This is a genomic window from Ramlibacter sp. GS1-15, from assembly GCF_057785015.1.
Genome location: NZ_JBYNTU010000001.1, coordinates 1,173,097 through 1,185,145, shown reverse-complemented (window position 1 = coordinate 1,185,145; position 12,049 = coordinate 1,173,097). Strand labels below are relative to the sequence as shown.

Annotated in this window: 14 protein-coding genes; 7 read left to right on the top strand and 7 right to left on the bottom strand. The window is 66.3% G+C overall.

Annotated elements, in window-relative coordinates; genetic code table 11:
- Window positions 1-5 precede the first annotated feature (5 nt).
- Entirely contained in the window at window positions 6-212 is a 207-nt protein-coding gene (locus AC3EF3_RS05910) for a hypothetical protein (RefSeq protein ID WP_488531227.1), read from the bottom strand.
- 133 nt (window positions 213-345) lie between these two features.
- Between AC3EF3_RS05910 and AC3EF3_RS05905 the strand changes: the two genes are divergently transcribed.
- On the top strand, window positions 346-1,728 hold the full coding sequence (locus tag AC3EF3_RS05905) for an MATE family efflux transporter (protein ID WP_488531226.1): 1,383 nt from the start codon (window positions 346-348) through the stop codon (window positions 1,726-1,728).
- Here AC3EF3_RS05905 and AC3EF3_RS05900 read toward each other — a convergent pair whose 3' ends face one another.
- Complete coding sequence (locus tag AC3EF3_RS05900) at window positions 1,729-2,220, bottom strand: BON domain-containing protein (RefSeq protein WP_488531225.1); 492 nt, start codon at window positions 2,218-2,220, stop codon at window positions 1,729-1,731. It abuts the gene before it with no gap.
- Between the two features lie 102 nt (window positions 2,221-2,322).
- On the opposite strand from AC3EF3_RS05900, the gene AC3EF3_RS05895 reads away from it, so the two are divergent.
- A complete protein-coding gene (locus AC3EF3_RS05895) occupies window positions 2,323-2,646 on the top strand; it encodes a hypothetical protein (RefSeq protein ID WP_488531224.1) in 324 nt (107 codons plus the stop codon).
- Here the strand turns inward: AC3EF3_RS05895 and AC3EF3_RS05890 are convergent.
- On the bottom strand, window positions 2,643-3,581 hold the full coding sequence (locus AC3EF3_RS05890; protein ID WP_488531223.1) for a M14 family metallopeptidase: 939 nt from the start codon (window positions 3,579-3,581) through the stop codon (window positions 2,643-2,645). The two genes, AC3EF3_RS05895 and AC3EF3_RS05890, sit on opposite strands and share 4 nt — an antisense overlap.
- A gap of 107 nt (window positions 3,582-3,688) precedes the next feature.
- On the opposite strand from AC3EF3_RS05890, the gene AC3EF3_RS05885 reads away from it, so the two are divergent.
- Window positions 3,689-4,330 (top strand): hypothetical protein, encoded by a 642-nt coding sequence (locus AC3EF3_RS05885; RefSeq protein ID WP_488531222.1) that lies wholly within the window; start codon window positions 3,689-3,691, stop codon window positions 4,328-4,330.
- 6 nt (window positions 4,331-4,336) lie between these two features.
- Here AC3EF3_RS05885 and AC3EF3_RS05880 read toward each other — a convergent pair whose 3' ends face one another.
- From AC3EF3_RS05880 to gshA, 3 genes are all read right to left on the bottom strand, one after another.
- Window positions 4,337-4,828 (bottom strand): hypothetical protein, encoded by a 492-nt coding sequence (locus tag AC3EF3_RS05880; RefSeq protein ID WP_488531221.1) that lies wholly within the window; start codon window positions 4,826-4,828, stop codon window positions 4,337-4,339.
- Between the two features lie 133 nt (window positions 4,829-4,961).
- Window positions 4,962-5,423 (bottom strand): hypothetical protein, encoded by a 462-nt coding sequence (locus AC3EF3_RS05875; protein WP_488531220.1) that lies wholly within the window; start codon window positions 5,421-5,423, stop codon window positions 4,962-4,964.
- 86 nt (window positions 5,424-5,509) lie between these two features.
- Entirely contained in the window at window positions 5,510-7,063 is a 1,554-nt protein-coding gene (gene gshA, locus AC3EF3_RS05870) for a glutamate--cysteine ligase (protein ID WP_488531219.1), read from the bottom strand.
- Between the two features lie 169 nt (window positions 7,064-7,232).
- On the opposite strand from gshA, the gene AC3EF3_RS05865 reads away from it, so the two are divergent.
- Both AC3EF3_RS05865 and AC3EF3_RS05860 read left to right on the top strand, forming a co-directional pair.
- Window positions 7,233-7,580, top strand: coding sequence for a hypothetical protein (locus tag AC3EF3_RS05865; RefSeq protein WP_488531218.1), 348 nt, complete (start codon window positions 7,233-7,235; stop codon window positions 7,578-7,580).
- Between the two features lie 55 nt (window positions 7,581-7,635).
- A complete protein-coding gene (locus tag AC3EF3_RS05860) occupies window positions 7,636-8,109 on the top strand; it encodes an SRPBCC family protein (RefSeq protein ID WP_488531217.1) in 474 nt (157 codons plus the stop codon).
- A 4-nt stretch (window positions 8,110-8,113) separates the two neighbouring features.
- Here the strand turns inward: AC3EF3_RS05860 and AC3EF3_RS05855 are convergent, their stop codons facing one another.
- Window positions 8,114-9,376, bottom strand: a complete 1,263-nt coding sequence (locus AC3EF3_RS05855; RefSeq protein WP_488531216.1) for an SUMF1/EgtB/PvdO family nonheme iron enzyme — start codon at window positions 9,374-9,376, stop codon at window positions 8,114-8,116.
- 177 nt (window positions 9,377-9,553) lie between these two features.
- Here AC3EF3_RS05855 and AC3EF3_RS05850 point away from each other — a divergent pair, with 177 nt between their 5' ends.
- Together AC3EF3_RS05850 and AC3EF3_RS05845 are read left to right on the top strand one after the other, a co-directional pair.
- Complete coding sequence (locus AC3EF3_RS05850; RefSeq protein ID WP_488531215.1) at window positions 9,554-10,177, top strand: TRAP transporter small permease subunit; 624 nt, start codon at window positions 9,554-9,556, stop codon at window positions 10,175-10,177.
- 15 nt (window positions 10,178-10,192) lie between these two features.
- Entirely contained in the window at window positions 10,193-11,992 is a 1,800-nt protein-coding gene (locus AC3EF3_RS05845; protein ID WP_488531214.1) for a TRAP transporter large permease, read from the top strand.
- Window positions 11,993-12,049: the final 57 nt, after the last annotated feature.

Genomic DNA, 12,049 nt, shown 5'->3' with positions numbered 1-12,049 from the left:
GGCGTTCACTCGGCGCTGGGCTTGGGATCGTTCGCTGCCTCGCGCACGGGCGCTTCCTCGGGCAGCGACAAATTGCGGACCGGCTGGGCCATAGCCTTCTCGCGCGCGGCAAGGCGCTGGGCCCAGACGTGCCAGGCCAGGTCCTCATCGTCGCGGTCGTCGAAGCGCGAGTTCCACACGTCGGAGAGCGATTCGGATTTGTCGGTGGACATCGGGGTCTCCAGAGTTCCTGCGTCCGAACGATATTAGGCCCTTCCGCTTCATCCATGCGTAGGACCGCGCCCTGATGTGCCGTGGGTTGCGGCTGGACGGCCTAGCCCCGCGCCCCTGTACGATCAGCGGGACATGAACGGCACGACGTCCACCGCTACCGCCCAGGCCCCCAATGCCCCGCCCCTGTGGCGCACCTTCCTGGCGTTCCTCGCGCCGATGGTGCTCGCGAACATCCTGCAAAGCCTGACGGGCACGATCAACGGCGTGTTCATCGGGCAGATGCTCGGCACGCAGGCGCTGGCCGCAGCCGCCGGCATGTTCCCGATCATCTTCTTCTTCATCTCGCTGGTGATCGGCATCGGCGCCGGCGCGTCGGTGCTGATCGGCCAGGCCTGGGGCGCGCGCGAGACGCACAAGGTGAAGTCGATCGCCGGCACGGCGCTCGGCCTCGGGCTCGCGATCGGCCTCGTCATCGCCTTCTTCGGCGGCGCCTTCGCCGAGCCGATGCTGCGTGCGCTCGGCACGCCCGAGGACGTGCTGCCCGCCGCCGTGAGCTACGGCCGGCTGATGATGATCGCGATGCCGGGGCTGATGGTCTTCCTGCTGGCCACGCAGCTGATGCGCGGCGTGGGCGACACGGTGACACCGCTGCTCGCGCTCGTGATCTCCACCGCGGTGTCCTGCATCACCACGCCCGCGTTCATCCGCGGCTGGCTCGGGCTGCCGCAGCTGGGGGTGACGAGCGCCGCCGCCGCGACGATGGTCTCCTACCTGACGGCGCTCGCGTTCCTCGCCGTCTACATGCGCCGCAAGAACCACCCGCTCGCACCGGACGCCGAACTGCTGCGCGACCTGCGCATCAACCCGCGCCTGCTGAAGCTGGTGATCCGCATCGGCCTGCCCACCGGCGTGCAGATGATCGTGGTCTCGCTCGCGGAAGTCGTGCTGCTGAAGATCGTCAACGGCTTCGGCTCGAGCGCCACCGCCGCTTACGGTGCGGTGAACCAGGTCGTGAACTACGTGCAGTTCCCGGCGCTCTCCATCGCCATCACTGCGTCCATCTTCGGCGCGCAGGCGATCGGGGCCGGCCGCACCGACCGCCTCGGCGCCATCACGAAGACGGGACTTGCCCTCAACGTCGTGCTCACGGGCAGCCTGGTGCTGGCCGGCTACCTCTTCTCGCGGCACCTCGTCGGGGCGTTCATCACCAGCGAGCCGGTGATCGAGATCGCGCAGACCCTGCTCCACATCATGCTGTGGAGCATCGTGGTGTTCGGATTCTCTGCCGTGATCGGCGGCGTGATGCGCTCCAGCGGCACCGTGCTGGTGCCGACGGCCATCTCGATCTTCTGCATCGCCGTCATCGAGGTGCCCTCCGCGTGGGTGCTGAGCCGTCACTTCGGCCTGAACGGCGTGTGGATGGCTTACCCGATCACGTTCCTTTCCATGCTCGCGCTGCAGGCCAGCTTCTACCGGTTCGCCTGGCGCAAGAAGAAGATCGAACGGCTGGTGTGATCAGTCGGGCGTCGTCTCGCCCACGACCCGATACGGCGGCTTGCCGTCGGTGCCGACCATCACGAGCGGCACGACGTTCATGACGTCGTCCACCAGGCTCACCGCACGCTCGAGCGCGATCGCCTGCTCCTGCGACTTCACGCAGCCCATGATGGTGACGATGCGGCGCTCGCCCAAGACCCACAGGCTGGTGTCGTCGAATCGGCCGTCCTCGCGGATGTAGGTCCGCACGCGCGGGATGATCTCGGCGTCGTACAAATACGAATTCGGCAGCCGGCAGCGGCCGACGCGAAAGCAGCTGCCGCCATGCTGCGAGCGCACATGTTGCTGCACCCGCGCCTGTTCCTCCGTGAGGTACGGCCCGCGCGGCACCGGGCAGTGCGCGATGGCCGACGTGACCTGCACGAACGGGTCACCGAAAAGATTGCCCACCTTCTGCGCGTGCACCGCCGCGCACGCGGCCAGCAATGAAAAGAATGCGAGCTGTCTCATGCACCGCGATTGTGCCGCTGGTAAAAACCCTGCGTCGTCCTACATGCGCGCTGCGCTCAGCTTCCCTACCATGGGGTGTCTGCCTCCGGGCTGGGGAGCTCCATGCACGACATCGCATTCAGCAAGCTTCTGTACCGCTACTTCTTTTTCGGCTGGCTGTACAAGGACGTCACGCGCGGCAACGTCTTCGAGCGCGCGGCGGCCTTTCGGTACAACAAGGAACACGCGCATTGGCTGCTCACGTACATGGTCCGCTGGCTGTGGTGCGGGCTGATCTTCTACACGCTCGGCGGCATCACGGAATGGGTGCTCGATGCGCCGACCGTCTCGATGATGTTCTACATTCCCGGCGCACTGAGCGTGCCGGTGAACGCGGTGATCGGCGCCGCCTGGATCGGGCTGAAAGTGCTGCCCGCGACTTTCTAGATCGGCCGCGTGAAGTAGACCAGTTCGCGCCCCGGGATCGCCTGGCGCGCGGGCATGAAGATCGTGCAGCCGTCGCACGGCGAGCGGATCTCCTCGTCGCCGTCGGTCGCCACGAGTTCGCCCTTCGCGAAGGTCTCCATGCCTTTCACGGGGCGCGCGAATTTCATCTGCTCGGTCTTGATCACCGGCGTGGTGATCAGCTCATAACGCCGCTGGGGACCGGGCGCCTCCCACGCCGGGTCGGCATCGATCAGGCCGAAGTGCGCGAGGAAGCGCATCGTCACTTCGATGGCCAATTCGCCGCTGGCACGCAGGAAATGCTGGCCGCACTCCGCCACCAGCGCAACGCCGTCGTGGTCGGGCCGGCCATGCCGGCCGTGCTCGATCAGCGGTGTGCCGGTGTTCATGCCGCCGGGCATCACGAGGTGGATGTCCGGCACGCCGATCGCCATCGCGGCTTTCGCATTGCGCTCGAACCCGGGATAAACCCAGAACGGCTGTACCGGTTGCGCCGTGGAGTGGATGTCGAGGATGTGGTCCGCCGCCGCGACGACGGGCCGCAACTCGCGCGCCCGTTTCAGCTCCGGGCTCTTCTGCGATCCGTCGAGCCATTCGCGCGACCAGATCCGATTGAGGTTGTGCACCAGCAGCCGGCTCTTGAACGGCTCGGCGGGGTCGAACGATTCGTAGGCCTCGACGTTCGCGAAGCTCACCGTGAGCGTGCCGATCTTCGGGCGCACGCCGGTGTCGAGCAGGTGCGTGGCCGCGACCATCCCGCAGAACTCGTTGCCGTGCGTCAACGCATTGATGAGGACATGGGGACCCGGCTTGCCCGATTCGAACCGGTGGACGTAATCGACACAGGTGGTGCCTTCCCGATAGGGACGCAGGTCGCGCGGAAGTAATTCAAAAGTGCTTACATTGTCCGGGGTCATGATGGTGCGGTGTGGCTTTGTACCCGAGAGTAGGCGAAATCGGCTCACCCGGCTCTTGCGCGGTCTTGAAACATGTAGTTACTATAGCCGCAGCAGAGAGGCCCTCCATGAATCTCATGCAACGCCTGTTCGGTGCGAAGACGCCGCCCGCGCCGAATTCGAATCCGTCGCACATGCATTCGTCGCAGCTCACATCGTCGAGTCCGTCGCAACACCTGCCGCTCTCGCAGAACACGACGCGCCGCGACCTGCTGCGGGTGGCGCTGCGCGAGACGCTGCATCGCCACGGCATGCCCGCGCAGTGGATCGTGGGCGAGTCGCTCACCAGCACTTCGCGCAGCGGCGAACGCACCGTCCACTGGCGACTGCTCGTGAAGCACTGGGACCCGCGCATCCTCGAGCACGGCATCGCATTCCAGCAGGCGCTGATCAAGCGCGTGACGACCTTCGACCCCTTGGCATCGACGTGGCTCTCGGGCATCTCGTGGCAGTTCGCGCTCGACGACGAATCGGAATGCCCTCCCATGCCTCACCCGGGCAGCTGGACGGCCTCGCCCAAAGGGCCTCCGTCCATCCCCGGAGGGATCATCGAAGGCCCGGTGCACATCGGGGCCACCGAGCCGGACGGCGCGCATGCGGACCTGGAGAAGCTGCTCGCGGTGCGCGACGCCGACTATCGCCAGAACGCGGCCGGCGAGCCGGTGGCCTGGCAGCGCACCGAGCCTGCCAAGCTCTCGCGGGATCCCTGACCGCCGTCAGCCCACCACGTCCTGCATCATGTCCACGACGAGGTGCAGCCCCTTGGACATGAGCAGGATGTCCTCGCCCGCACGCACGTACTCGTAGCCTTCGGGCGGCTTGGGCAGGCGGGCCTGGACCTCATCGGGCAGCTCGAACGTCTCCACTTCCTTGCGCAGCGGCTGGCCCACGGCCCAGTAGTGCCCTTGCACAAGGGCGCGGCAGGTCTTGCCCTTGCGCTCCATGTCCTTGGGGCATTCCTTCGTTTTCGCGAAATGCTGCGCGAACGAACGCTTCACGGCTTCCTTGTGCTTCTCGTTGAAGAAGCCCCCCAGCTTAACGCCGTAACCCTGGGTCTGGCCCGGGGACGGCGCGGCGGACTGCTCTGCCGGCTCTTGCTGCTGCTGCGCGGCAGGCGCCTTGTGCTTCTGTGCCGCGCTGCCCGTGCAGGCGAGACCGGCCAACACGGCGAGCGCCAGCAGGCGCGACGAAAGCTTGCGCGGACCCATCCCTTGCTCCTCGTACATGTGGACGACGACAGGCCCGACTGTCGCGCGTGGCTCATGCGCCCGCTGTAGGACGCACGCCAAAAATGGAAACAGCGCCCGCAGGCGCTGTTTCAAACCTCCGAAGCGGAATGCCTCAGAAGATGTTGAGCATGATGTCCACGACCATGTTGCCGTTCAGTCGAATCAGCACGACGTCGCCGCCCAGGCGTTCGTACCGGTAGCCCACAGGCGCGGGCGGCAACAGCGTGAGCACCGGCTGCGGCACCGGGTAGTACACGACTCCCGTGGGCACGGGCTGGCCCACGGCCCACTTGCGCGCCTGGCCGGGAGGCATGCAGCCGTTGTGCTTCTTGGCAAGCCCGGGCGGGCAGCCCTTGCCGCCGCCGTAATGCTCGACGTAGTAGCGGCGCACGTCCTCGCGCTGACGTTCGTTGAAGTACGCGCCCTCACGCACTTCCTCGCGGCGCTCGGCCCTTTCCTCCTGCTTGTCCTGGCCCTTGCCATGACCCTTGCCGCCGTGATCCTTGGCGAACACGGGCGCGGCCAGCAGCAGCGATGCGGCAATACCGGCCGCGACAAAATGGCGTCTCTTCATGGTCACTCCTGTCAGTGGTGCCTACTCAACGGCACCCCGGACTTTACTGTTGACCGGCGCTTTCCGGAGAACGTCGCGATTTGTTACTAGACCGCGGCCAGGGCGGGCGCGATGGCGGCCTTGGTGAGCCCGAGCCGCTCCGGCGAGATGTACTGCTGCCGGTACGCCTCGAACGGCATCGTGTCGGCGTCCTCGATCGCCTTCTGGTCGCGCATCGATTGTTCGGTGAGCGCCTCGAGCTTCGCCTGTAGCGCGGCGGGGAACGGCAGCCCCAGCAGCTTCGCCTTCGTCTGCTGCGATTGCGCGCGGGTGAACGCGGTGAATGAATTGCCGTGGTCGCGCGACATCACGTCGAGCACGCGCGCCGAAGGCAGCAGGTCGGGCTGGTCGATGACGGCCTGGGCAGCGCGCAAGGCGTCGCTGTAATCGCTGGTGCCGTGCGTCGCATCGAGCCGCTCGGCGACCGGACGGAACGCATCGAGCAGCTCCGCGCCCCATTCGACGAGCGTGACCTCGTGGCCGCCGCGTTCGAGCTTCAGGCCCGGCTCGCGGCCATACGCGGCCGCCTTGTGCTGGTTGCGGCCGAGCGCTGCGATCTCCGCCGGCGTGTCGGGCGGACTTTCCGACAGCAGGCAGTGCAGCAGGAAGATGTCGAGCAGGCGCACGTTCTGCTGCGTGATGCCCACCGGCACGAACGGGTTCAGGTCCAGCAGGCGGACCTCGACGTATTCGACGCCGCGTTCGCGCAGCGCATGCAGGGGACGCTCGCCGGGGCGGATCACGCGCTTGGGCCGGATCGTGCCGTAGAACTCGTTCTCGATCTGCAGCAGGCTGGTGGCGAGCTGGTTGTATTCGCCGCCCGGGTTCATGATGCCGATCGCCTCGTAGGCGGGGTACGGCTTCGTCAGCGCTTCATGCAGCGAAGCCGCGTAACCTTCCAGGCCGTTGTAGCTCACCGCGAGGCTCGCCTGCGCTTCGCTCTGGTAGCCCAGCCGACCCATGCGCAGCGACGTGCCGTACGGCATGTACATCGTCCCGTCGTTCAGCTGCTGCAGCGAATGCTGCCGGCCCGCGACGAAGCTCTTGCAGACGGCGGGCGACGCGCCGAACAGGTACAGCAGGAGGAACGCGTGCCGGCGGAAATTGCGGATGAGCGCGAAGTACTGCTCGCTCGTCACGCCAGGCATCGACCAGTTGTAGTGGATGCCCGAGATGGTCTGCATGCGCCTGCCATAGCGATGCGCGAGGCCCATGCGGTACACGCTCTTGGCACGGCCGACGTTGGACGAGCCATACCGCCCGACCGGGATGTTCTCGTCGGCTGGCAGGTTGCAGGGCATGCTCGAGACCCACAGGATCTCGTCGCCGAGCGCGCGATAAGTGAACTGATGGATGTGCATCAGTTCCTCCAGGCAGGTCTCGGGCGTGGCATGCACGCCGGTGATCAGCTCCAGCTGCGCTTCGCTGTAATCCGTCGTGATGTGCGGATGCGTGAGCGCGGAGCCGAGCGCCTTCGGGTGTGGCGTCATCGCGAGGCTGCCGTCGGGCGTCGCGCGCAGGCTTTCCTTCTCGATGCCGCGGCGGATTCCCTTCAGCCGCTCGGGCGAAAGGTGGGCAAGTCGGGCCGGCAGCTGGCTCATGTCTCTTCGTGGAATCGGTGTCGCTCTTTACTGGCCCGCACGGTAGCACGGCTGGCCTTTTTCTGCTTTGCACCGGAACACGGCTTTTCTGGTAGGCGATGGGCTAGAACGGCCGCTCTAGAAGACTAGGTCGCCGCCACTAACCCAACCCGACAGAATCGCCTCAGCCATGAAGGAAACCACCATGACCAAGCAGCAATTCACCAACGCCGCCACCGCCGCACTCGGCCAGTTCGGCGAAGCCGCGCACCGCGCCATCGCGCTGTACCGCGAAGGCGGCGAACGCATCGCGCAGGTCGCGCACGAGCACTGGGAAGCCGCATTCGCGCAGGCCAGGCCCCAGCTCGATGCCGAGACACGCAAGAACGCAAGGCACGCGAAAGATGTCTTCGGCCGCTACTGGGCGCGCGCCCTGCAGCTGTCCACCGACGGCGCGACGATCGCCGTGGATACCGCGATCGGTGTCGCGGTCGCAGGTGTGGAGCGCGTCGCCGGCTGCACGCCGGTCAGGGCCTGATCCGCGCGTGACCGGGTGGCAGAATGGGCCACCCGACAACAAGGAGGAGCTCGCGATGGCCGTCACCGTCAAGATCGACCTGGGCTACGAATTCGCCGTCAAGGCGAAGTTCGACGACGTCTTCGCCGTCCTCTCGGATGTGCCCACATCGGTGTCGCACTTTCCGAAGGTGGACCAGCTCACGGACCTGGGCGACGGCGTCTACAAGTGGGAGATGGAGCGGGTCGGCACGAAGGAGGTCGGCATCCAGACCGTCTACGCGAGCAAGTACAGGAGCGACAAGGCCAAAGGCCTCGTCGCCTGGGCGCCCGTGAAGGGCGTCGGCAACGCGCTCGTCGGCGGCCACTGGAAGGTTCGCGACGACAGGAAGTCCACGCACATCGAGCTGAAGATCGAAGGCGAGATCAACCTGCCCTTTCCGGGCCTGATGAAGGTCGTCGTGCAGCCGGTCGTCGAGGGCGAATTCGAGAAGCTCGTCGACAAGTACATCGCGAACCTGGTCAAGCGGTTCGGCGGCGAAGTCGACTAGTTGCCTAGAACGCGCAGGTCCTGAAGCCCACGAAGCCGTCGTCGCGGTGCGGCGGCGCGAAGCGGCGCAGCTTCGCATCGACCAGCCGTGCGGGCGTCGCGAACGACGCACCGCGTTGCACGCGAGCCAGGCCGAAATGCGGCGTGGCCTGGAGGTCGGTGCCGCGCGTCCACCCGTCCTCGGCGAAGCCGGGCCAGGGGCGCAGCGTGCCGGCGGTCCACTCGCGCACGTCACCCCAGCGCAAGCCCTGGCGGGATGCGGCGTGCGCGGCCTTCTCCCATTCGACTTCGGTCGGCAGCCTGCGCCCCGCCCAGCGGGCGTAAGCCTCGGCCTCCCACCAGCTCACGTGCATCACGCTCTGGCTGCCGGCCATGCGCGTGGCCTTGCCGAAGAGCGTCTGTCGCGCCGCACCGCCCGCCGAGCCGATCTGCTCGACGTGGCGCGGCCCGCGCCGGCCTTCCAGCGCCGCCTGCTTCTGCAGCCACCGCCAGCCTTCGGGATGCCACAGCTCCTCGCGGTCGTAGCCCCCCTCGTCGACGAACTCGATGTACTGGGACCAATTGACCGGCTGCGCGTCGATCTCGAATTCGGGCACCTCCACTTCGTGCGCCCACTTCTCGATGCCGAACACGAAGCCTCCCGGCGGGGTGCCGAGTCTCCACGCGCCGGCGGGCACGAGCACCGCGTCGCGCGGCTGCATCCCCATGGGCAGCTCCATCGCGAGCGGCATGCCCACGGTCTGCGCGATCTCCAGGAGCTGCTCGTGGCGCAGCTCCTCGTGGAACAGCGCGGCGCGATAGAAATACAGCGGATCGTCCTCGTCGGGCGTTTTCTCGAGCAGCTCCAAGGTGCTCTCCAGCGTCTCGAGCAGGAAGGCGCGCACGGCCTCCACCGTCGGCAAGCCGATGCGCCAGCGCTGCGCGTGCGGCACCAGCGCGGGATCGAAGCACTGGTCGGCCATCGGGTCGATCGAGGCGAGCCGCATCGCGTCGGGCGGACAGTGGCTGCCGAGCGCGCGTTGCGGGTTGCGGCCAATCCAGTATTCGGACAGCCAAGCGACATGCCCGGCCAGCCAGAGCGGCAGTTCGACGTCCTCCGTGCACGGGATGGCCAGCCCGTCGGCCTGCGCCTTCTCGAACATCGAGAGCAGCTGCAAGGTGTGGTTGCGCACATCCATCAGGGCCAGCGACAGCAGCTCGCGGCCCGCGCGGCGCATGGCAGCCGCATCGGTGGACGCACCCGTGTCGGGCGGGAAGACAGCGGCCATAACCCATTATGACTAGGGCGCGACCACGGTCCTCATGAGGTGTTGCGGGTTTTCGATAGGCGGTGGCGCGGGGGCCCGTCAAAAAGATGTCAGCTTGCAATTTATGGTCAACAATAGAATTTCCTTACTACAAGCCCTCGCCGCGACCGGTAGAGCGGCACTTCATACGGAGACTCCATGCGCGCGCTTCTGGCATTTTCACGGGCGGTCGACTGGCTCAGCGAGCACGTGGGCCGCTACGTCATCTGGCTCATCTTCGCCTCCACCCTGATCAGCGGCGTCAACGCCGCGGTCCGCAAGGCTTTCAACTACAGCTCCAACGCCTTCCTCGAAGTGCAGTGGTACCTGTTCGCCGGGGCGTTCCTGCTGGCTGCGGGCTATACGCTGCTCAACGGCGAGCACGTGAAGATCGACGTGATCTACCACCGCCTGCCCAAGCGCTGGCAGATGTGGATCGACGTGTTCGGCTTCGTCGTCTTCCTCACGCCGATGTGCGTGGCGGTGCTGGCGTTCGGCATCCCGTGGTTCCTGCAAGGCTTCCACTCGGGCGAGATGTCGTCCAACGCCGGCGGGCTGATCCGGTGGCCCGTGTTCCTGATGATGCCGCTGGGCTTCGCGCTGCTGCTGCTGCAAGGCTGGTCGGAACTGATCAAGCGCCTCGCGTACCTGCAGGGCCTGATCGAGGACCCGACGTCCAAAAAGGTGGGCAAGTCCGCCGAAGAGGAACTCGCCGAGGAGATCGCCCGCCTCGCCGAAGAAAAAGAAAAGGCCGCCAAAGCGGCCGCCAACCGCAAGGCCTGAGGGCGGAGACACACGATGGACTTCATTGCCCACAATCTCGCCCCCATCATGTTCATGGGGCTGATCGTCTTCATGCTGATGGGCTTCCCGGTGGCGTTCAGCCTCGGCGCCTGCGGCCTGTTCTTCGGCCTGATCGGCATCGAGCTCGGCGTCCTGCCCGAGGCACTGCTGCAGGCGCTGCCGCTGCGCATCTTCGGCATCATGCAGAACGACACGCTGCTCGCGGTGCCGTTCTTCACGCTCATGGGCCTGATCCTGGAGCGAAGCGGCATGGCCGAAGACCTGCTGGACACCATCGGCCAGCTGTTCGGCCCGGTGCGCGGCGGCCTCGCCTTCGCGGTGATCTTCGTCGGTGCGCTGCTCGCGGCGACCACCGGCGTGGTCGCGGCTTCGGTGATCTCGATGGGCCTGATCTCGCTGCCCATCATGCTGCGCTACGGTTATGACCGGCGCGTCGCGTCCGGGGTCATCGCGGCCTCGGGCACGCTGGCGCAGATCATCCCGCCGTCCCTGGTGCTGATCGTGCTGGCCGACCAGTTGGGCCGCAGCGTCGGCGACATGTACAAGGGCGCGTTCATCCCCGGCTTCATGCTCACGGGCTTCTACGCCGTGTACATCATCGGCGTGGCCATCTTCAAGCCGAGCTGGGTGCCGGCGCTGCCGCTGGAGGCGCGCACCATCCGCGAGGACAACGGCAAGAGCGGCCTGCCCTCGCTGCTGGTACTCACGGTGCTGTCGGTCGCCCTGGCCGTGGTGTTCGCGGAGAACTACGACCACGTGGTCGCCTGGTGGACCAACGGTGCCACGACCACCGCACCGACCGACGAAACCATCGTCGTCTCGATGGCGCTGGGCGTGATCTTCGCGTTCGTGATCGCGGTGATCAACAAGATCGCGCGCATGAACCTGCTCTCGCGCATCGCCGAGCGCGTGACCTTCGTGCTGATCCCGCCGCTGCTGCTCATCTTCCTGGTTCTGGGCACGATCTTCCTGGGCATCGCGACGCCGACCGAAGGCGGCGCCATGGGCGCGATCGGCGCGCTGGTGATGGCCACCGCCCGCAAGCGCCTGTCGTTCGGGCTGCTCAAGCAGGCGCTGAACACGACGACCAAGCTCTCGTGCTTCGTGGTGTTCATCCTGATCGGCTCCACGTTCTTCAGCCTGGTGTTCCAGGGCGTGGACGGCCAGAAGTGGGTGGAGCACCTGCTCACCAGCCTGCCGGGGGGACAGACGGGCTTCCTGATCGTGGTGAACCTGCTGATCTTCTTCCTGGCCTTCTTCCTCGACTTCTTCGAGCTGTCCTTCATCGTGGTGCCGCTGATCGGGCCCGTGGCCGACAAGCTGGGTGTCGACCTGATCTGGTTCGGCGTGCTGCTGGGCGTGAACATGCAGACCTCTTTCATGCACCCGCCCTTCGGCTTCGCGCTGTTCTACCTGCGCAGCGTCGCGCCGATGAAGGAATACACCGACCGCATCACCAAGAAGGTGCTCGCGCCGGTGACCACGATGCAGATCTACTGGGGCGCCGTGCCCTTCGTGCTGATCCAGATCGTCATGGTGGGCCTGATCATCGCCTTCCCCGGGATCGTTTCCGGCGGCCTGGACAAGGCCGAGAAGATCGACCTGGAGAAAGTCCAGCAGCAGATGAACAAGGACATCCAGATGGAACAGCAGCAGGAGCAGGGGATCGACCAGCAGGCGCAGCCGCCGGCGGGCGCCGCGAGCGGCCTGGAGTCGCTGGCGCCGCCGCCGCAGGAGCCCTCGGCCGACGAGGAGCAAAAGAAGCTGGACGAGCTGTTCAAACCCAAGAAATAAGTAAGCACGCCAACGATGCGAAAGGGGCCTTCGGGCCCCTTTTTCTTTTGGTCTAGT

What these genes read in the sequence shown, in the direction of transcription:
- AC3EF3_RS05905 (WP_488531226.1), top strand. Translation starts at nt 346, where the DNA reads ATGAACGGCACGACGTCCACCGCTACCGCCCAGGCCCCCAATGCCCCG.
- AC3EF3_RS05845 (WP_488531214.1), top strand. Translation starts at nt 10,193, where the DNA reads ATGGACTTCATTGCCCACAATCTCGCCCCCATCATGTTCATGGGGCTG.
- AC3EF3_RS05860 (WP_488531217.1), top strand. Translation starts at nt 7,636, where the DNA reads ATGGCCGTCACCGTCAAGATCGACCTGGGCTACGAATTCGCCGTCAAG.
- AC3EF3_RS05900 (WP_488531225.1), bottom strand. Translation starts at nt 2,220, where the DNA reads ATGAGACAGCTCGCATTCTTTTCATTGCTGGCCGCGTGCGCGGCGGTG.
- AC3EF3_RS05865 (WP_488531218.1), top strand. Translation starts at nt 7,233, where the DNA reads ATGAAGGAAACCACCATGACCAAGCAGCAATTCACCAACGCCGCCACC.
- AC3EF3_RS05890 (WP_488531223.1), bottom strand. Translation starts at nt 3,581, where the DNA reads ATGACCCCGGACAATGTAAGCACTTTTGAATTACTTCCGCGCGACCTG.
- AC3EF3_RS05875 (WP_488531220.1), bottom strand. Translation starts at nt 5,423, where the DNA reads ATGAAGAGACGCCATTTTGTCGCGGCCGGTATTGCCGCATCGCTGCTG.
- AC3EF3_RS05910 (WP_488531227.1), bottom strand. Translation starts at nt 212, where the DNA reads ATGTCCACCGACAAATCCGAATCGCTCTCCGACGTGTGGAACTCGCGC.
- AC3EF3_RS05885 (WP_488531222.1), top strand. Translation starts at nt 3,689, where the DNA reads ATGAATCTCATGCAACGCCTGTTCGGTGCGAAGACGCCGCCCGCGCCG.
- AC3EF3_RS05895 (WP_488531224.1), top strand. Translation starts at nt 2,323, where the DNA reads ATGCACGACATCGCATTCAGCAAGCTTCTGTACCGCTACTTCTTTTTC.
- AC3EF3_RS05855 (WP_488531216.1), bottom strand. Translation starts at nt 9,376, where the DNA reads ATGGCCGCTGTCTTCCCGCCCGACACGGGTGCGTCCACCGATGCGGCT.
- AC3EF3_RS05850 (WP_488531215.1), top strand. Translation starts at nt 9,554, where the DNA reads ATGCGCGCGCTTCTGGCATTTTCACGGGCGGTCGACTGGCTCAGCGAG.
- gshA (WP_488531219.1), bottom strand. Translation starts at nt 7,063, where the DNA reads ATGAGCCAGCTGCCGGCCCGACTTGCCCACCTTTCGCCCGAGCGGCTG.
- AC3EF3_RS05880 (WP_488531221.1), bottom strand. Translation starts at nt 4,828, where the DNA reads ATGGGTCCGCGCAAGCTTTCGTCGCGCCTGCTGGCGCTCGCCGTGTTG.